The sequence below is a fragment of the Streptomyces sp. NPDC006435 genome (genome assembly GCF_040612315.1).
Lineage (GTDB): Bacteria > Actinomycetota > Actinomycetes > Streptomycetales > Streptomycetaceae > Streptomyces.
Window position 1 is genome coordinate 57,248 of sequence record NZ_JBEXPY010000011.1, and the last position, 17,932, is coordinate 75,179.

Annotated in this window: 18 protein-coding genes; 13 read left to right on the top strand and 5 right to left on the bottom strand. The window is 72.0% G+C overall.

Annotated features, from left to right (window positions below; all coding sequences use genetic code 11):
- Window positions 1-5 precede the first annotated feature (5 nt).
- A complete protein-coding gene (locus ABZZ04_RS14155; RefSeq protein WP_356932466.1) occupies window positions 6-764 on the bottom strand; it encodes an enoyl-CoA hydratase-related protein in 759 nt (252 codons plus the stop codon).
- A gap of 80 nt (window positions 765-844) precedes the next feature.
- Here ABZZ04_RS14155 and ABZZ04_RS14160 point away from each other — a divergent pair, with 80 nt between their 5' ends.
- The gene (locus ABZZ04_RS14160) at window positions 845-1,486 is read left to right on the top strand and encodes a DUF308 domain-containing protein (protein WP_356932467.1); all 642 of its coding nucleotides are present in this window, start codon (window positions 845-847) and stop codon (window positions 1,484-1,486) included.
- Between the two features lie 134 nt (window positions 1,487-1,620).
- The gene (locus ABZZ04_RS14165; protein WP_356932468.1) at window positions 1,621-2,076 is read left to right on the top strand and encodes an ATP-binding protein; all 456 of its coding nucleotides are present in this window, start codon (window positions 1,621-1,623) and stop codon (window positions 2,074-2,076) included.
- A gap of 87 nt (window positions 2,077-2,163) precedes the next feature.
- On the opposite strand, the gene idi is transcribed toward ABZZ04_RS14165, so the two are convergent.
- The 4 genes from idi to ABZZ04_RS14185 form a co-directional block, all read right to left on the bottom strand.
- Window positions 2,164-2,757 carry an isopentenyl-diphosphate Delta-isomerase gene (idi, locus tag ABZZ04_RS14170; protein WP_356932469.1) on the bottom strand — a complete coding sequence of 198 codons (594 nt, stop codon included), beginning with the start codon at window positions 2,755-2,757 and terminating at the stop codon, window positions 2,164-2,166.
- A gap of 148 nt (window positions 2,758-2,905) precedes the next feature.
- Window positions 2,906-4,174, bottom strand: a complete 1,269-nt coding sequence (locus ABZZ04_RS14175; protein ID WP_356932470.1) for a GNAT family N-acetyltransferase — start codon at window positions 4,172-4,174, stop codon at window positions 2,906-2,908.
- A 246-nt stretch (window positions 4,175-4,420) separates the two neighbouring features.
- Window positions 4,421-5,359, bottom strand: a complete 939-nt coding sequence (locus ABZZ04_RS14180) for a cation diffusion facilitator family transporter (protein WP_356932471.1) — start codon at window positions 5,357-5,359, stop codon at window positions 4,421-4,423.
- Between the two features lie 494 nt (window positions 5,360-5,853).
- Entirely contained in the window at window positions 5,854-5,988 is a 135-nt protein-coding gene (locus tag ABZZ04_RS14185) for a hypothetical protein (RefSeq protein WP_356932472.1), read from the bottom strand.
- Between ABZZ04_RS14185 and ABZZ04_RS14190 the strand changes: the two genes are divergently transcribed.
- The 11 genes from ABZZ04_RS14190 to ABZZ04_RS14240 all read left to right on the top strand — a co-directional run bounded on the left by ABZZ04_RS14190 (window position 5,926) and on the right by ABZZ04_RS14240 (window position 17,797).
- The gene (locus tag ABZZ04_RS14190; protein WP_356932557.1) at window positions 5,926-7,638 is read left to right on the top strand and encodes a DUF5941 domain-containing protein; all 1,713 of its coding nucleotides are present in this window, start codon (window positions 5,926-5,928) and stop codon (window positions 7,636-7,638) included. The two genes, ABZZ04_RS14185 and ABZZ04_RS14190, sit on opposite strands and share 63 nt — an antisense overlap.
- Window positions 7,635-8,372, top strand: coding sequence for a phosphocholine cytidylyltransferase family protein (locus tag ABZZ04_RS14195; protein WP_356932473.1), 738 nt, complete (start codon window positions 7,635-7,637; stop codon window positions 8,370-8,372). The genes ABZZ04_RS14190 and ABZZ04_RS14195 overlap by 4 nt, the downstream gene beginning before the upstream one ends.
- A complete protein-coding gene (locus ABZZ04_RS14200) occupies window positions 8,360-9,421 on the top strand; it encodes an iron-containing alcohol dehydrogenase family protein (RefSeq protein WP_356932474.1) in 1,062 nt (353 codons plus the stop codon). The genes ABZZ04_RS14195 and ABZZ04_RS14200 overlap by 13 nt, the downstream gene beginning before the upstream one ends.
- The gene (locus ABZZ04_RS14205) at window positions 9,399-10,178 is read left to right on the top strand and encodes a CDP-alcohol phosphatidyltransferase family protein (protein ID WP_356932475.1); all 780 of its coding nucleotides are present in this window, start codon (window positions 9,399-9,401) and stop codon (window positions 10,176-10,178) included. Before ABZZ04_RS14200 ends, ABZZ04_RS14205 begins: the two co-directional genes overlap by 23 nt.
- A complete protein-coding gene (locus ABZZ04_RS14210) occupies window positions 10,175-11,059 on the top strand; it encodes a glycosyltransferase (RefSeq protein ID WP_356932476.1) in 885 nt (294 codons plus the stop codon). The genes ABZZ04_RS14205 and ABZZ04_RS14210 overlap by 4 nt, the downstream gene beginning before the upstream one ends.
- A 108-nt stretch (window positions 11,060-11,167) precedes the next feature.
- Complete coding sequence (locus tag ABZZ04_RS14215; protein ID WP_356932477.1) at window positions 11,168-12,097, top strand: ABC transporter permease; 930 nt, start codon at window positions 11,168-11,170, stop codon at window positions 12,095-12,097.
- On the top strand, window positions 12,090-12,875 hold the full coding sequence (locus ABZZ04_RS14220; RefSeq protein ID WP_148840905.1) for an ABC transporter ATP-binding protein: 786 nt from the start codon (window positions 12,090-12,092) through the stop codon (window positions 12,873-12,875). Before ABZZ04_RS14215 ends, ABZZ04_RS14220 begins: the two co-directional genes overlap by 8 nt.
- A 447-nt stretch (window positions 12,876-13,322) precedes the next feature.
- The gene (gene hpnC, locus ABZZ04_RS14225; protein ID WP_356932478.1) at window positions 13,323-14,243 is read left to right on the top strand and encodes a squalene synthase HpnC; all 921 of its coding nucleotides are present in this window, start codon (window positions 13,323-13,325) and stop codon (window positions 14,241-14,243) included.
- Between the two features lie 29 nt (window positions 14,244-14,272).
- Window positions 14,273-15,193, top strand: coding sequence for a presqualene diphosphate synthase HpnD (hpnD, locus tag ABZZ04_RS14230; RefSeq protein WP_356932479.1), 921 nt, complete (start codon window positions 14,273-14,275; stop codon window positions 15,191-15,193).
- Window positions 15,194-15,308: 115 nt separating this feature from the next.
- Complete coding sequence (gene hpnE / locus ABZZ04_RS14235; protein ID WP_356932480.1) at window positions 15,309-16,697, top strand: hydroxysqualene dehydroxylase HpnE; 1,389 nt, start codon at window positions 15,309-15,311, stop codon at window positions 16,695-16,697.
- Window positions 16,694-17,797: a polyprenyl synthetase family protein gene (locus tag ABZZ04_RS14240; RefSeq protein ID WP_356932481.1), complete on the top strand. Its 1,104-nt coding sequence runs from the start codon at window positions 16,694-16,696 to the stop codon at window positions 17,795-17,797. The genes hpnE and ABZZ04_RS14240 overlap by 4 nt, the downstream gene beginning before the upstream one ends.
- The last annotated feature ends 135 nt before the right edge of the window (window positions 17,798-17,932 follow it).

The window sequence follows — 17,932 nt, forward strand, 5'->3', positions numbered from 1 at the left end:
GGCCGTCACGCCCCGGTCGTCCAGGTGAAGCGGGGCGCGCGCCGCTCCAGGAAGGCGGCGACACCCTCCGCGGTGTCGTCGCTGCGGCGCGCCTGCTCCGCCCAGTACGCGTCCCGGTCCTCGCGTCCGGCGGCGAACTCCTTCGCCGCCGCCTGGGTCAGTTGCGAACGCGCCGCCAGGGTCGCCGTGTACGCCCCGACCCGCTCGTCCAGCCCGTCGGCCGGCAGCACCTCGTCGACCAGCCCGGTCCGCAGCGCCCGCGCGGTGTCGATCAGCTCGCCGGAGAACAGCAGGTGCTTCGTCGCGGCCGGGCCGATCAGCGCCACCAGCCGCCGGGTCGACGAGGCGGCGTACACGATGCCGAGCTTGGCCGGGGTGACCCCGAAGGACGCGCCCTCGGCCGCGAACCGCAGGTCGCAGGCGGCCGCGAGCTGGCTGCCGCCGCCCACGCAGTGGCCCCGGACCACCGCGAGGGTCGGCCGGGGGAACGCGGCCAGCGCCTCCTCGGCCGCCACGGCGAGCGCCTGCGCGTCGCCCGACCCCTCCCGGAGCGAGGAGATGTCCGCGCCTGCGCAGAAGGTGTCCCCGGCGCCGGTCAGCACCAGCACCCGGACCGCCGGGTCGGCCGCCAGCCGCTCCAGCAGGACGGGCAGCGCGCTCCACATCGCGGCCGTCATCGCGTTGCGCTTCGCGGGATTGGTGATGACGACGGTGGCGACGCCGTTCGCGACGCCGTGCTCCAGCCGGGGTTCCGTACGGTCCATGCGCCGGATGCTATCCGTACGGTTCGAACCTATGATCAAGAAGGGGTCGCCGACCAGGCACGCACCGTGAGGAGCTTCCCATGGCCGATCCCGCAACCGAGGGCAGGAGGCTGCGCCGCAGCTTCGGCCGGCTCGCCGTCCTGGGCGCACTGCTCGTCGTGGCCGGTCTGGTGGGCCTCGTGTACACCGGCCTCGCGACGCTGACCTCGATGCTCCTGTTCGGCTGGCTGCTGCTGATCGGCGGCTTCGTCGGGCTGCTGCACGCCATCGACTCCCGGGGCACCAACTACTTCTGGCTCGGCGTGGTGGTGGCCGCGCTGAACATCGCCGCCGGGGTCGTCGTCATCCGCCACCCGCAGGGCACGGCCGAGGCGCTGACCATGTTCGCCGCGCTGCTCTTCCTGACCGGCGGGGTGTTCCGCCTGGTGGGCAGCGTCGTGGTGCGCGGTCCGCAGTTCGGCTGGACGCTCCTGCAGGGGGTCTTCGGACTGCTGCTGGGGCTGCTGGTGCTCTTCGACTGGCCGCACAGCAGCCTCTATGTCCTGGGGCTCTTCTTCTCACTGGCGCTGCTCTTCGACGGGCTCGGCCTGCTCGCCATGGGGCTGGGCGGCCGTCGCGTCGTCTCCATGGTCTCGGAACAGTCGGAGCGGTCGGAACGGAGGGTGACCGGGGAACCGTCGGCCTCACCGCCGGAAGAGCGACACAAGTGGTCGAAGGAGTGATTCTTTCGGTCTTGTCCGGTCAAAAGACATCAATAGAAGTCGACTTGTGTTCAGTAGCACGGCTCGGGCCGACTACGCCCCGCACTCTGTACCCGACGTGCAGTCACCATCGAGTGGAGAGCGGGTACCGGACTATGGAGAGCCGCGGGAGTGTCCCCGCCCGGCCCGTGTCGTACGAGGGAGTCTGGCGGTTCACCGCCCCGGCCGTGGACGTCTCCGTACCGCAGGCCCGGCGCGCGGTGCGCGATCTGCTGAACCGCCAGGGCGTGCCGGTGGACGACGACATCGCCGAGGGGCTGCTGCTCATCGTCTCCGAACTGGTCACCAACGCGGTGAAGCACGCCGCGTTGCTCTCGCCGGAGCTCGCCGTCGAGGTGGCCGTCGGCGAGGAGTGGGTCAGGGTCTCCGTCGAGGACAACCACCCCTACCGCCCGACGGCCCTGGAGACGGACCACGGGCAGACCGGCGGGCGCGGCCTGCTGCTGGTCCGGGAGATCACCCGGGAGGCGGGCGGAGCCTGCGATGTGGAACACACCGCAGGCGGCGGGAAGATCATCTGGGCGGCCCTGCCGCTGAGCCCGCGGCCCTAGACCGCCCGTTCCCGGCTCCGGAGCCCGCCCCCGGTGCCGACCACCCGCCCCCGGCCCCGGACCCCCGTCCCCGGTGCAGCCCGCCCGTCACCAGCCGGCGGACGGTCCGGTCAGCTCCCTGATCGCCGGACGCGCGGTGTCCAGCACCGTCATGAACCAGGCCGAGAACGGCGACTCGGCGTGCCGCTCGACGAGTTCGTCGGCGGTGACGAACGCGGTCTCGCCGATCTCCTCCGGGTCGGGCCGCGGCAGGTCCTGCACCATCCCCACGAAGAGGTGGTTGAACTCCTGCTCCACCAACCCGGAGGCCGGGTCGGGGTGGTTGTAGCGGACCGTGCCCGCCTCGGCCAGCAGCGAGGGGGAGACCCCCAGCTCCTCGTACGTGCGCCGGGCGGCGGCGGCGAAGGGCGCCTCGCCGGGGTAGGGGTGGCCGCAGCAGGTGTTCGACCAGACGCCGGGGGAGTGGTACTTGCCGAGCGCGCGGCGCTGCAGCAGCAGCCGGCCCCGCTCGTCGAAGAGGAACACGGAGAAGGCGCGGTGCAGTTGACCGGGCGGCTGATGGGCGGTGAGCTTCTCCTCCGTGCCGATGGTGGTGCCGTTCTCGTCGACCAGTTCGAGCATGATCGCTTCTGCGGTGCCGTTCGACGCGCTGTTCGCCGAGGGGGCTGGTGTGGTCGGCATACCCATCCTTCGCTGTGGTCCCGGCCCCGTGCGCCGGTCCCGTCGAGTCCGGCCAAGTCTGCCGTACAAAAGCCGCTTGTTTGTATTTCGAGGTCTGGCATGTCCGGCCCCGCCGCACCGGCGGGGTGCGACGGGGCCGGACGGTGCCTCAGACGCCGAAGGCGGCCGGGTAGCGGATCGTGCCCCGCGGCACCGGCACGGACTCGTCGAGCACCAGGGCCATCATCGCCTCGTCGGGGACGTCGAAGCCCGGCCGGATCCCGTACCGCGACGCCGGCACGAAGCCGAACGCCGGGTAGTACTCGGGATGTCCGAGCACCAGGACGAGTGACTCGCCGCGCAGCCTGGCCGCGTCCAGCGCCGCCCGCACCGCGGCCCGGCCCGCGCCCCGCCGCTGATGGTCCGGGGCCGTCGCCACCGGGGCCAGCGCCAGGGCCGGCGCGTCACCGACCCGGCACCGGGTCAGCAGCGCGTAGGCGGCCACGTCCCCGTCCGGGCCGTCCGTCACGACCTGGCCGAGCCCCGGCAGCCAGGCCGCCGGATCGTCGCGCAGCGCGTCCACGAGCGCGGCCTCGTCCGGGGTGGGGAACGCCGCCGCGTTGACCGCGAACACGGCGGCCCGGTCCGCCCCGGTCTCCGGCCTGGCCGGCCACCGGGGATCGACGGGACGCAGCACGTGGCCGGCGTAGCCGTACTCCGTGCCGTGGTCGCGCCGCACCGCCAGCTCCTCACGGGTGGCCGCGAGCGCCCACTCCATGCCGGGGGCCGACGGGTCCGCGGCCTCGACGTGCGCGGCGAGCGGGACGTAGTACTCGTCCCAGTCGCCGTCGGGCTGCACCAGCGTCCCCAGGACGTGGTAGCCGGCCGCCACGGCCGCCGCGGTGTTGGCCGCCAGGGGACGCAGCGGGGCCTGCCGGTCCCAGAATGCGCGTGCCCCGGCCGTCGGGGCGTCGGTCGTCCAGACGCAGTCGGTGACGACGAGGGAACCGCCGGGGGCGAGCAGCCGCTTCCAGTCCCGCAGCGCGGTGTCGAAGCCGATGTTGTACGCGGACCCCTCCGCCCAGACGAGGTCGAACGACCCGTCGGGGAAGTCGGGGCCGGACAGCCCGGCCATGTCGGCCCGCACGGTGCGGACGCGGTCGCCGAGCCCACGGGCGTCGGCCGCCGCGCGCAGCTCGTCGAGGAACGGCCGGTGGAGGTCGACGGCGGTCACCTCGGCGCCGGCCTCCGCGGCGAGCAGCAGCGCGGCACGGCCGGGACCGCAGCCCAGGTCGAGCACGCGCGGACGGCGCGGCAGCGGGCCGGCGAACTCCAGCAGACGCCGGGTGGTGGCGTCGGAGCCGGGGCCCTGCCGGGGCAGGCCGTGGTGCAGGGAGAAGAACGCCTCGGTACGGACGGCGTGATCGTTGTCGGTCAACGTGGGAACCCTTGTGTACGAGGGCTCCGGCCAACGGTGTCGACCCGGTGCGAGTCGGGGCGCTAGCCGAGAACCCGGGAGTTGAGGAAGGACCGGATGTTGCGCCGGGAAGGCGCCGTCGCGACGGTCATCAACCTCAGCTCCTCTCTTCGAGGCCCCACAGGGGCTCTCTTCGCGGGCTCTCGTTCCGATGGCAAGAGGCTCGAACGCCTCTGCGAGCACTTTACACCGGCCCCGGGCGGCGGCTCAGTGGCAGAACCCGGCCTCGTGCTCGGCGTGGCCGCTCGGCTCCAGCTGGAACGTGCAGTGCTCCACGTCGAAGTGGCCCCCGAGGCAGCCCTGCAGTTCGTGGAGGAGCTTCTCGTGCCCGACCGAGTCGAGCATGTCCTGGCTCACCACCACATGGGCGGAGAGCACCGGCATCCCCGAAGTGATCGTCCACGCGTGCAGGTCGTGGACGTCCAGCACCCCGGGCAGGGCGATGATGTGGGCCCGCACCTCGGCCATGTCCACGCCCTTGGGCGCCGACTCCAGCAGGACGTCGAGCGTCTCCCGGAACAGCTTCACGGTACGGGGGACGATCATCAGGCCGATCACCAGCGAGGCGATCGGGTCGGCGGCCTGCCAGCCGGTGGCCAGGATGATTCCCGCCGAGACCAGCACGGTCAGCGAGCCGAGCGTGTCCGCGAGCACCTCCAGATAGGCGCCGCGCACATTGAGGCTCTCCTTCTGCCCACGCATCAGCAGCGACAGCGAGACGATGTTGGCGAGCATGCCGACGAGGGCGAAGACGATGGCCAGCCCGCTCCTGGTCTCGGCCGGGGTAATGAAGCGCTCGACGGCCTCGAAGAGCAGGAAGCCGCCCACCCCGAGCAGCAGGAGACAGTTGGCCAGGGCGGCGAGGATCTCGGCGCGGGCGTAGCCGAAGGTGCGGTTGAGCCCGGCCGGCCGGTTGGCGAAGTGGATCGCCAGCAGCGCCATGCCCAGTCCCAGTGCGTCGGTCGCCATGTGGGCCGCGTCGGCGATCAGGGCGAGCGAGTCGGAGAGCACCCCGCCGATGATCTCCACGGCCATCACGGTGAGTGTGATGCAGAGCGCGATCCGCAACCGCCCGCGGTGGGCGGCGGCCGCCGTGCCGGTCGTCGGCCCGCCGTGCGTGTGTCCGTGGTCGTGCCCTGCCCCCATGGGAAACGCCTCCTGCTCGTCTCGTCGGTCCGGCCCCCGATCGGGGGCCGGGCACTGCCAGTGAACTACGGGTGGGGGGTATGTGGCAACACGGTACTGAACACCGTTGTCATATGCTCTGACCTGCGGAAATGCTCGCAGGTCAGAGCGGTGGGAAGATCCCCGACGGGTTGTTTCCGAGAACCGGGCGGCCCTGCCCGGGAGCCCGCCGGGAAGGCCCTGCCGCACTGCCGGCGGCCCGTCGGGACGGGGCGTTTTTGTCAGCCGGGGCAGGGATCGACGATGATGATCGCGGGCGGTGCCGCATGATGCCGGTCAGCCCCGAACGGAGCACAAACGGTCGGTGAACTCGCGCTTCCGTTCATCCGATAGCCTCTGCCGACGTGCCGCCGGTCCACATCAGGACCGCACTGTCGCGCGCCGACCCCGTCAGCACCAAGGAGTGAGTTCGTCTGTCGACCGCCATCCTCACCGGTGCACCGGTACCCGGGTCGTCACTCGCGGACGATCTTCGGTCGCTGGGCTTCGACGTCCGGGTCGCCGCCGATGCGGCCGAGGCCGCACGGCTGATCTCGGCCGTCCCCGCCGACCACCGCGTCGCACTGGTCGATCCCCGTTTCATCGGCCACGTCCACGCCCTCCGGCTCGGACTGACCGACCCGCGCTTCCCCGCCGCCGCCGTGCCCGGCGCGCTCACCGCCCAGCCCGAGGCACGCCCCGCGCTCGTCCGGGCCCTGGACACCGCGACCGCCGCCGTCGGCGCGGGCACACCCCCGGGCGCGCCCGGCGCCCCGGTCACCGACCGCACCGTGCCGGGCAGCCTCGCCGCGGCCATGGACGCCGGGGGCACCGAGGTGCGCCGCCCCGAGCTGGGCTCGCTGGTCGCCGCCGTACCGACGGACGACGCCACGCGCGCCGAGGCGGAGAGCGCCCTGGCCTCGGTCGACGACGAGGCGGTGCGGCTGCGCAGCGCGGTGAAGGCGCACGACGGCTTCTTCACCACGTTCTTCATCAGTCCGTACTCCCGCTACATCGCCCGCTGGTGCGCCCGCCGCGGCCTCACACCGAACCAGGTCACCACCGCCTCCCTGCTGACCGCGCTGATCGCGGCCGGCTGCGCGGCGACCGGCACCCGGGGCGGCTACGTCGCAGCCGGGGTGCTGCTGCTCCTGTCCTTCGTCCTGGACTGCACCGACGGGCAGCTCGCCCGCTACTCGCTGCAGTACTCGACGATGGGCGCCTGGCTCGACGCCACCTTCGACCGGGCCAAGGAGTACGCCTACTACGCGGGCCTCGCCCTCGGTGCCGCCCGGGGCGGCGACGACGTGTGGGCGCTCGCCCTGGGCGCGATGGTGCTCCAGGCATGCCGGCACGTCATCGACTTCTCGTTCAACGAGGCCAACCACGACGCGGTGGCCAATTCGAGCCCCACGGCGGCGCTGTCCACCAAGCTCGACAGCGTCGGCTGGACGGTCTGGGTGCGCCGGATGATCGTGCTGCCGATCGGCGAGCGCTGGGCGATGATCGCGGTCCTCACCGCGGTGACCACCCCCCGGATCGTCTTCTACGCCCTGCTCGTCGGCTGCTCCTTCGCCGCCTGCTACACCACCGCGGGCCGGCTGCTGCGCTCGCTGACCCGCAAGGCCAAGCGCACCGACCGTGCCGCCCAAGCCCTCGCGGACCTCGCCGACTCCGGACCGCTCGCCGAGGCCGTCGCCGCGGTCGGGCCCCGGCTCGGCGGCAGCTGGAGCGCCCCCGTCACGGCCCTGCTCGCCGGGGCGCTCATGATCGCCTCCGCGCTCACCCAGCCCTTCGGCAGCTGGCACACCATCCTGGCCGCGGTGGTCTACGCGATGCTCTCCGGCATGGCCGTCTCCCGCCCGCTCAAGGGCGCGCTCGACTGGCTCGTGCCCCCGGCGTTCAGGGCGGCGGAGTACTGCACCGTCCTGGTCCTCGCCGCCCGCAGCGACGTCCCCGGGGCGCTTCCCGCGGCCTTCGGACTGGTCTCGGCCGTCGCCTACCATCACTACGACACGGTGTACCGCATCCGCGGCGGCACCGGTGCGCCGCCCCGGTGGCTGGTCCGCACGATCGGCGGGCACGAGGGCCGCACCCTGGTGGTGACCGTGTTCGCCGCCGTGTTCACGCGGCACTCGACCTTCACCGCGGCACTCACCGCGCTCGCCGTGGCCGTGGCACTGGTGGTGCTCGTGGAGTCCATCCGCTTCTGGGTGTCCTCAGGCGCACCCGCCGTTCACGACGAAGGAGAACCCGCATGATCGGCCTCGTACTGGCAGCCGGTGCAGGACGGCGTCTGCGCCCCTACACCGACACGCTCCCGAAGGCTCTCGTGCCTGTGGACGGCGAGAAGACGGTCCTGGACCTGACGCTGGCCAACTTCGCGGAGATCGGCCTCACCGAGGTCGCCGTCGTCGTCGGCTACCGCAAGGAGGCGGTGTACGCCCGCAAGGCCGAGTTCGAGGCGAAGTACGGCGTCACCCTCACCCTGATCGACAACGACAAGGCCGAGGAGTGGAACAACGCCTACTCCCTGTGGTGCGCCCGTGAGGTCCTGGGACGCGGCGTCATCCTGGCCAACGGCGACACCGTCCACCCCGCCTCCGTCGAGAAGACCCTGCTCGCCGCCCGCGGCGAGGGCCGGCGGATCATCCTCGCCCTCGACACGCTGAAGCAGCTGGCGGACGAGGAGATGAAGGTCGTCACCGAGGACGGCAAGGGCGTGCGGCACATCACCAAGCTGATGGACCCGGCCGCCGCGACCGGCGAGTACATCGGCGTCACCCTGATCGAGCCCGAGGCCGCCGCGGAGCTGGCCGACGCACTGAAGGCGACCTTCGAGCGCGACCCCGACCTCTACTACGAGGACGGCTACCAGGAGCTCGTGAACCGCGGCTTCGCCATCGACGTGGCTCCCATCGGCGAGGTGGCGTGGGTGGAGATCGACAACCACGACGACCTCGCGAAGGGCCGTGAGATCGCGTGCCAGTACTGACCCGGCTCATCCCGTCCCCGGTCGTCGTCGACATCCGTCGCGGCGCCCTGGACGACCTGGCCGGTCTCCTCGCGGACCAGCGGATCTCCGCCTCCGGCAAGCTCGCCGTGGCGATCAGCGACGGTTCGGGGCGCGCCCTGCGCGAGCGGCTGGCCCCCGCGCTGCCCGGTGCCCACTGGTACCCGGTCACCGACGGCACCCTCGACTCGGCGGTCAAGCTGGCCGACGACATCAAGGGCAACCGGTACGACGCGGTGGTCGGCCTCGGCGGCGGCAAGATCGTCGACGTGGCCAAGTACGCCGCGGCGCGGGTCGGCCTGCCCATGGTCGCGGTGGCGACGAACCTCGCCCACGACGGCCTGTGCTCGCCGGTCGCGACCCTGGACAACGACAACGGCCGGGGCTCCTACGGGGTCCCCACCCCGATCGCCGTCGTCATCGACCTCGACATAGTGCGCCAGGCACCGGCCCGCTTCGTGCGCTCCGGCATCGGCGACGCGGTCTCCAACATCTCCTGCGTGGCCGACTGGGAGCTGTCCCACGAGGTCACCGGCGAGGAGATCGACGGCCTGGCCGCCGCCATGGCCAGGCAGGCCGGCGAGGCCGTGCTGCGCCACCCCGGCGGGATCGGCGACGACGCCTTCCTGAAGGTGCTCGCCGAGGGACTGGTGATGACCGGCATCTCGATGTCCGTCGCCGGGGACTCCCGGCCGGCCTCGGGCGCCTGCCACGAGATCAACCACGCCTTCGACCTGCTCCACCCCCGGCGCGCGGCCAGCCACGGCGAGCAGGTCGGCCTCGGCGCCTGCTTCGCGATGCGGCTGCGGGGCGCCCACGAGGAGTCGCTCCTCATGGCGAGGACCCTGCGCCGGCACGGGCTGCCGGTCCTGCCCGAGGAGATCGGGTTCACCGCCGAGGAGTTCGTCCGGGCCGTCGAGTACGCCCCGCAGACCCGCCCCGGGCGCTTCACGATCCTGGAACACCTCAACCTGTCCACCGACCAGATCAGGGACGCGTACGCCGACTATGCAAAAGCCATCCATAGCTGAACTCCGCCCGGTCGTGCACCCGCCGGGCGTGAAGGACCGGCGCAGCGGCGAGCACTGGGCCGGTCGGCTCTACATGCGCGAGATCTCGCTGCGCATCGACCGGCACCTGGTGAACACCAGGGTCACCCCCAACCAGCTGACCTACCTGATGACCGTCGCGGGCGTGCTCGCCGCCCCGGCCCTGCTCGTCCCGGGCATTCCCGGCGCGCTGCTCGGGGTCCTCATGGTCCAGCTCTATCTGCTGCTCGACTGCGTCGACGGCGAGATCGCCCGCTGGAAGAAGCAGTTCTCGCTGGGCGGGGTCTACCTGGACCGGGTCGGTGCGTACCTCTGCGATGCGGCCGTGCTGGTCGGCTTCGGCCTGCGCGCCGCCGACCTGTGGGGCTCCGGGCGGATCGACTGGCTGTGGGCCTTCCTGGGCACGCTCGCCGCCCTCGGCGCGATCCTGATCAAGGCCGAGACCGACCTCGTCGGGGTCGCCCGCCACCAGGGCGGCCTGCCGCCCGTCAAGGAGTCCGCGTCCGAGCCGCGCTCGTCCGGCATGGCGTTCGCCCGCCGGGCCGCCGGCGCGCTCAAGTTCCACCGGCTGATCCTCGGGGTCGAGGCGTCGCTGGTGATCCTGGCGGCGGCCGTCCTCGACGCGGTCAGGGACGACCTGTTCTTCAGCCGTCTGATGGTCGCGGTGCTGGCCGGCATCGCGCTGCTGCAGACCCTCCTGCACCTCGTGTCGATCCTGGCGTCGAGCAGGCTGAAGTGAGCACCACCATGAAGGTCGGCGCGGTCATCATCACGATGGGCAACCGCCCGGACGAGCTCCGCGCCCTCCTCGACTCGGTCGCCCGCCAGGAGGGCGACCGGGTCGAGGTGGTGGTCGTCGGCAACGGCGCCCCCGTCCCGGAGGTCCCCGCCGGGGTGCGCACCGTCGAACTGCCGGAGAACCTCGGCATCCCCGGCGGCCGCAACGTCGGGATCGAGGCCTTCGGCCCGTCCGGCACCGACGTGGACGTCCTGCTCTTCCTCGACGACGACGGGCTGCTGCCGCTCGCCGACACCGCCGAGCTGTGCCGCCGGGCGTTCGAGGCGGACCCCCGGCTGGGCATCGTCAGCTTCCGCATCGCCGACCCGGACACCGGTGTCACCCAGCGCCGCCACGTGCCGCGGCTGCGCGCCTCCGACCCGCTGCGCTCCTCCCGCGTGACGACCTTCCTGGGCGGCGCCAACGCCGTACGCACCGAGGTCATCGCCGAGGTCGGACCGCTGCCCGGCCGGTTCTTCTACGCGCACGAGGAGACCGATCTCGCCTGGCGGGCGCTGGACGCCGGCTGGATGATCGACTACCGCGCGGACATGGTCCTCAACCACCCCACGACCGCCCCGTCGCGGCACGCGGTGTACCACCGCATGGTGGCCCGCAACCGGGTCTGGCTGGCCCGGCGCAACCTGCCCGCCCCCCTGATCCCCGTCTACCTCGGGGTGTGGCTGCTGCTGACCCTGCTGCGCAGGCCGTCCGTCCCGGCGCTGAAGGCGTGGTTCGGCGGCTTCCGGGAGGGCTGGACCACCCCGTGCGGCACCCGCCGCCCGATGAAGTGGCGCACGGTGTGGCGGCTGACCAGGCTCGGCCGACCTCCCGTGATCTGAGAAGCTCTCCTTCTGAGAGCATGAGTCGTACGTTTTCCCTACGGGACCTGTCCGCTCCGAGCCGCGCCCGCGACTGGCTGCGCATCTTGAATACGAGAGTTTCATCTGGTGAGTGACACAACCCCTGATGGTGCGGTCGCCCTGAGCACCCCACCATCCGCCGACGACGGTCTGAGTCCGGCAGAGCTGGCCGCCAAGTACGGCCTCACGGTGAGCGGCGCCCGGCCGGGGCTCTTCGAGTACATCCGGCAGCTCTGGGGCCGGCGCCACTTCATCATGGCGTTCTCCAGGGCGAAGCTGACCGCCCAGTACAGCCAGGCGAAGCTGGGCCAGCTGTGGCAGGTGGCGACCCCGCTGCTCAACGCCCTGGTCTACTACTTGATCTTCGGACTGATCCTGGGCACCCGGAAGGGAATGACCCAGGAGGTCTTCATCCCGTTCCTGGTGACCGGGGTCTTCGTCTTCACCTTCACCCAGAGCTCGGTGATGGCGGGCGTGCGGGCGATCTCCGGCAACCTGGGCCTGGTCCGGGCGCTGCACTTCCCGCGTGCCTCGCTGCCCGTCTCGTTCTCGCTGCAGCAGCTCCAGCAACTGCTGTTCTCGATGATCGTGCTCGGGGTCGTGGCCGTGGTCTTCGGCAGTTACCCGAGCCCGTCCTGGCTGCTGATCATCCCGGCGCTGGCCATGCAGTTCGTCTTCAACACCGGCCTGGCGCTGATCATGGCCCGGCTCGGCAGCAAGACCCCCGACCTCGCCCAGCTGATGCCGTTCGTCATGCGGACCTGGATGTACGCGTCGGGCGTCATGTTCTCCATCCCGGTGATGCTCAAGGACAAGCCGGCCTGGATCGCCGACGTCCTCCAGTACAACCCGGCGGCCGTCTACATGGATCTGATCCGCTTCGCGCTGATCGACGGGTACGGCACGGAGAACCTGCCGGCGCACGTCTGGATGGTGGCGCTGGCCTGGGCGCTCGTCGTCGGCCTGGTGGGCTTCGTGTACTTCTGGAAGGCAGAGGAACGGTACGGCCGTGGCTGACGACAAGACCCAGGGGCGCGTCCCCACCGTCATCGCCGACGATGTGCACATCGTCTACCGGGTGAACGGCGCGGGCGGCGGCAGGGGCAGTGCCACCGCGGCGCTGAGCCGGATACTGCGCCGCGGCAAGGGCGAGGCGCGCGGGGTGCGCAAGGTGCACGCCGTGCGCGGCGTCACCTTCACCGCCTACCGGGGCGAGGCGATCGGCCTCATCGGGACCAACGGCTCCGGCAAGTCCACGCTGCTGCGGGCCATCGCCGGGCTGCTGCCGACCGAGAAGGGCAAGGTCTACACCGACGGCCAGCCCTCGCTGCTCGGCGTGAACGCGGCACTGATGAGCGATCTGACCGGCGAGCGCAACGTGGTGCTCGGCGGCCTCGCGATGGGCATGTCCCGCGAGGAGATCCGCGAGCGCTACCAGGGGATCGTCGACTTCTCCGGCATCAACGAGAAGGGCGACTTCATCACCCTGCCGATGCGCACGTACTCCTCCGGCATGGCCGCCCGGCTGCGCTTCTCCATCGCCGCCGCGAAGAACCACGACGTCCTCATGATCGACGAGGCGCTGGCGACCGGTGACCGCAAGTTCCAGATCCGCTCCGAGAAGCGCATCAGGGAGCTCCGCAAGGAGGCGGGCACCGTCTTCCTGGTCAGCCACAGCAACAAGTCCATCAGGGACACCTGCGACCGGGTCCTGTGGCTGGAAAAGGGCGAACTGCTGATGGACGGCCCCACGGACGAGGTGCTCAAGGCGTACGAGCGCGAGACCGGGAAGTAGGCGTTCCCGCGGTCCCGCGACGGCGTGGCGGCCTCTGCCGGAGGATTCCGGCAGGGGCCGTCCTGTTGTCCAGATCATGGACGATCGCCGTGGTTCCGTGCGCCCGGCAGCATGTCCGGGGCAAGATCTCCTACCGGCGGATGACGTCAATCCCCGTGGGTGCGGGGAAGGTTGGCGGGGCGGGGGGTACCGGCGCGATGCGCCTCGAACCCCGCCGTATGGATGAGCGTTGTACAACGTAAGCTGTACTGGTGCTGATTCGAGGCAAGTGGGGCGATACCGCCTGGCCGTACGGCTCGTAGGCAGTGCTCCGCACTCGGCAGAGCGGGCGGCGTGTCCGGAATGGGATGTTTTGGGTCAGCAGTGTAGAACGGGAGATGTGACGGCAATGACGGAAGATCTCCAGCTCCGAGGTGCTCACGCCGTCCCCGCACCGGGCGGCCGCCGGTGACCCTCACCCCGCAGGCGCACCCCGGCACCACGGCGCCCGGCACCCTCGACAAGGCCGCCGACGAGAACTTCCCCGTGGCCCCCTTCTTCCTGCCCAAGGCCTGGCGGGACGACCTGATGGCCCTGTACGGCTTCGCCCGCCTCGTCGACGACATCGGCGACGGCGACCTCGCCGAGGGCGGGGCGGACGCCCGCCACCTCGGCCTGGACCCGGCGGCGGCCGACGACCGGCTCGCCGTGCTCGACGCCTTCGAGGCCGACCTCCACCGGGTCTTCGACACCACGGGCGACGGTCCCCGCCACCCCCTGCTGCGCGGACTGCGCCCCACCGTGCGGCGCCGCGGACTCACCCCCGAACCCTTCCTCGGCCTCGTCGAGGCGAACCGGCAGGACCAGCGGGTCCGCCGCTACGGGACGTACGACGAGCTCCTCGCCTACTGCGAACTGTCCGCCAACCCCGTCGGACGGCTGGTCCTGCAGGTCACCGGGACCGCCAGCCCCGAACGCATCCGCCGTTCCGACGCCGTCTGCACGGCCCTGCAGATCATCGAGCACCTCCAGGACGTCACCGAGGACCTCGGCCGCGACCGGATCTACCTGCCCGCCGAGGACATGGCGCGGTTCCGCGTCGACGAGGCCGATCTGGCAGCCCCCTCGGGGAACGCTTCGGTGCGTTCCCTGGTCGCTTACGAGGCGGAGCGCGCCCGGCAGCTGCTGGACGAGGGCATCCCCCTGGTGGGCAGCGTGCACGGCAGGCTCAAGCTGCTCCTCGCCGGATTCGTGGGCGGAGGGCGCGCGGCCCTCGCCGCGATCACGACCGCCGGGTTCGACGTACTGCCCGGACCGCCCAAGCCCACCAGGCCCGGCCTGCTGCGCGAGGTGGGAGTTGTCCTGCGAAGAGCGCGTAGAGAGGGGTGAGCCGGACCGTGGAGGGTCAGACGACGTACATGTCGGCACCGGTACAGGCCGCATACAGTTACTGCGAGGCGGTCACCGGACAGCAGGCGCGCAACTTCGCGTACGGCATCAGACTGCTGCCGGCCGCGAAGCGGCACGCCATGTCGGCGTTGTACGCCTTCTCCCGTCGTGTCGACGACATCGGTGACGGCGAGCTCGATCCGGAGACCAAGCGGACCCGGCTGGAGGGCACCCGTGCCGTGCTGGACCGGATCCGGGCCGGCGAGGTGGACGAGGACGACACCGACCCGGTGGCCGTCGCGCTCGCCGACGCCGCGCGCAGGTTCCCGCTCCCGCTCGGCGGGCTCGACGAACTGATCGACGGCGTGCTGATGGACGTGCGCGGAGCGACGTACGAGACCTGGGACGACCTCAAGGTCTACTGCCGCTGCGTCGCGGGCGCCATCGGCCGCCTCAGCCTCGGCGTCTTCGGCACGGAACCCGGCGCGCCGGGCGCCGACCGGGCCGCGGAGTACGCCGACACGCTCGGCCTCGCGCTCCAGCTCACCAACATCCTGCGCGACGTCCGCGAGGACGCGGGCAACGGGCGCACGTACCTGCCCTCCGACGACCTCGCCAAGTTCGGCTGCTCGGCGGGGTTCCACCGGGCCACCCCGCCGCAGGGCGCCGACTTCGCGGGACTGGTCCACTTCGAGGTGCGCCGGGCCCGCACGCTGTTCGCCGAGGGCTACCGGCTGCTGCCCATGCTCGACCGGCGCAGCGGTGCGTGCGTCGCGGCCATGGCGGGCATCTACCGCAGACTGCTCGACCGGATCGAGCGCGACCCCGAGGCAGTCCTGCGCGGCCGGGTCTCGCTGCCGGGCCACGAGAAGGCGTACGTCGCGGTGCGCGGGCTGTCGGGCCTCGACACCCGGTACGTCTCCCGGCGGACCGGCCGGGGGCGTGTCTGATGCGCCGTACGGAGATCTCGCGCACCATGTGCAGCACGGACACAATCGTTGAGCGGTCAACCCTCTGCGGTTCCGACGCGTCCCTGACTGAAGTGACCCGACGAAAGGAGGACGCATGACGAACGGCACCCCGCGTTCCTCCCGTGCGGTCGTGATCGGGGGCGGGCTCGCCGGGATCACCGCGGCGCTGCGCCTCGCCGACGCCGGACTGGCGGTGACCCTCCTCGAAGGACGGCCCCGCCTCGGCGGCCTCGTCTTCTCCTTCCGGCGCGGCGAACTGACGATCGACAACGGCCAGCACGTCTACCTGCGCTGCTGCACCGCCTACCAGTGGTTTCTCGACCGGGTCGGCGGCGCCCGGCTGGCCCCCCTGCAAAACCGTTTGGACGTGCCCGTTCTCGACGTCGGACGCCCCTCGGGCCCCCGACTGGGACGACTGCGCCGCAACGCGCTGCCGGTGCCGTTCCACCTCGCCGCCGGGCTCGCCGGCTACCCGCACCTCTCGCTCGCCGAACGGGCGGGCGTCGGGCGCGCCGCACTGGCCCTCGGCCGCCTGGACCCGGACGATCCGGCGCTCGACACCGTGGACTTCGGCAGCTGGCTCGCCCGGCACGGCCAGTCGCCGCGCACCGTCGAGGCCCTCTGGGACCTGGTGGGCGTCGCCACGCTCAACGCCACCGCGCCCGACTCCTCGCTGGCCCTGGCCGCGAAGGTGTTCAAGACCGGGCTGCTCTCCGACCCCGGCGCCGCCGACATCGCCTGGGCGGGCGTGCCCCTGGGCGAGATCCACGACGGGCTGGCCCGCGAGGCCCTCGACGCCGTCGGAGTACGTACCGAACTGCGCGCCAAGGCCACCGCCATCACCCGTGCGGAGGGCGGCGGTTGGACCGTCGACGTCGACGGCGAACGCCTCGGGGCCGACACCGTCGTCCTCGCCGTCCCGCAGCGCGAGGCCCACGGACTGCTGCCCGGGGGCGCGCTCGACGAACCGGACAGGCTCCTGGAGATCGGCACCTCGCCGATCCTCAACGTGCACGTCGTCTACGACCGCAAGGTGCTGCGCCGCCCCTTCTTCACCGCGCTCGGCTCCCCGGTCCAGTGGGTCTTCGACCGCACCGACGCCTCGGGGCTCACCGGCCCCGGCCAGTACCTCGCCCTGTCCCAGTCCGCCGCGCACGAGGAGATCGACCTCCCCGTCGCCGAACTGCGCAGGCGCTACCTGCCCGAGCTGGAGCGGCTCCTGCCGGCCGCCCGCGGGGCCGGTGTCCAGGACTTCTTCGTCACCCGGGAGCGCACGGCGACCTTCGCCCCCGCCCCCGGGGTCGGCCGGCTGAGGCCCGGCGCCGCCACCCGCGCCCCCGGCCTGTGCCTGGCCGGAGCATGGACGGCCACCGGCTGGCCCGCGACGATGGAGGGTGCCGTGCGCAGTGGATTCAGCGCCGCGTCCGCCGCGTTGAGGGCGCTCGGCCGCTCCCATGAACATCCGCTGCAGGAGGCGGCATGAGCAGTACCACCGGAACAAGAGGAGAGTCAGTGACCCCGGCGAATCCGGCTTTCGACACCGTGGCCGACACCATGGACGTCACCGCGCTTCTGGAGCGCGGACGGGCCCTTTCCACGCCGGTGCTCCGGGCCGCCGTCGACCGGCTCGCACCGCCCATGGACACCGTCGCCGCCTATCACTTCGGCTGGATCGACGCCCAGGGACGGGCGGCCGAGGGCGACGGCGGCAAGGCCGTCCGCCCGGCGCTCGCCCTGCTGTCCGCGGAGGCGGCCGGAGCCGCGGCCGAGGCCGGGATCCCCGGCGCCGTGGCCGTCGAACTCGTGCACAACTTCTCGCTGCTGCACGACGACCTGATGGACGGCGACGAGCAGCGCCGGCACCGCGACACGGTCTGGAAGGTGCACGGCCCCGCCCAGGCGATCCTGGTCGGCGACGCGCTCTTCGCGCTCGCCAACGAGATCCTGCTGGAGCTCGGCACCGTCGAGGCGGGCCGCGCCACGCGCCGGCTGACCGCCGCCAGCCGCAAGCTCATCGACGGACAGGCCCAGGACATCTCCTACGAGCACCGCGAGCGGGTCACCGTCGAGGAGTGCCTGGAGATGGAGGGCAACAAGACCGGCGCCCTGCTCGCCTGTGCCTGCTCCATCGGCGCGGTGCTCGGCGGCGCCGACGACCGCACCGCCGACACCCTGGAGGCGTACGGGTACCACCTCGGCCTCGCCTTCCAGGCCGTCGACGACCTGCTCGGCATCTGGGGCGACCCCGAGTCCACCGGCAAGCAGACCTGGAGCGACCTGCGCCAGCGCAAGAAGTCGCTGCCGGTGGTCGCCGCGCTCGCCGCGGGCGGCCCGGCCTCGGAACGCCTGGGCGAACTGCTCGCGGCCGACGCCAAGAGCAGCGATTTCGACAGCTTCTCCGAAGAGGAGTTCGCCGCCCGCGCGGCACTCATCGAGGAGGCGGGCGGCCGCGAGTGGACCGCCCAGGAGGCCCGTCGACAGCACGCGGTCGCCATCGAGGCGCTGCACCGGGTCGACATGCCGCAGACCGTGCGGGCGCAGCTCACGGCGCTCGCGGACTTCGTCGTCGTACGAAAGAGATGATCACCATCTGGTCCATATGAATCGCAGTCGCCGGCCGGTGCCCCGCGGTCGCTCGACGCGATGCGCCCGGTCGGCGCCCCCACCACCTGGGTGCTCTCCAACCACGACGTGACCCGGCACGCCACCCGGTTCGCC

Bases quoted from the DNA above. Each gene is read 5' to 3' on its own strand.
- ABZZ04_RS14155 (WP_356932466.1), bottom strand. From the start codon at position 764: ATGGACCGTACGGAACCCCGGCTGGAGCACGGCGTCGCGAACGGCGTC.
- ABZZ04_RS14160 (WP_356932467.1), top strand. From the start codon at position 845: ATGGCCGATCCCGCAACCGAGGGCAGGAGGCTGCGCCGCAGCTTCGGC.
- ABZZ04_RS14165 (WP_356932468.1), top strand. From the start codon at position 1,621: ATGGAGAGCCGCGGGAGTGTCCCCGCCCGGCCCGTGTCGTACGAGGGA.
- idi (WP_356932469.1), bottom strand. From the start codon at position 2,757: ATGCCGACCACACCAGCCCCCTCGGCGAACAGCGCGTCGAACGGCACC.
- ABZZ04_RS14180 (WP_356932471.1), bottom strand. From the start codon at position 5,359: ATGGGGGCAGGGCACGACCACGGACACACGCACGGCGGGCCGACGACC.
- ABZZ04_RS14195 (WP_356932473.1), top strand. From the start codon at position 7,635: ATGATCGGCCTCGTACTGGCAGCCGGTGCAGGACGGCGTCTGCGCCCC.
- ABZZ04_RS14205 (WP_356932475.1), top strand. From the start codon at position 9,399: ATGCAAAAGCCATCCATAGCTGAACTCCGCCCGGTCGTGCACCCGCCG.
- hpnD (WP_356932479.1), top strand. From the start codon at position 14,273: ATGTCGGCACCGGTACAGGCCGCATACAGTTACTGCGAGGCGGTCACC.
- hpnE (WP_356932480.1), top strand. From the start codon at position 15,309: ATGACGAACGGCACCCCGCGTTCCTCCCGTGCGGTCGTGATCGGGGGC.
- ABZZ04_RS14240 (WP_356932481.1), top strand. From the start codon at position 16,694: ATGAGCAGTACCACCGGAACAAGAGGAGAGTCAGTGACCCCGGCGAAT.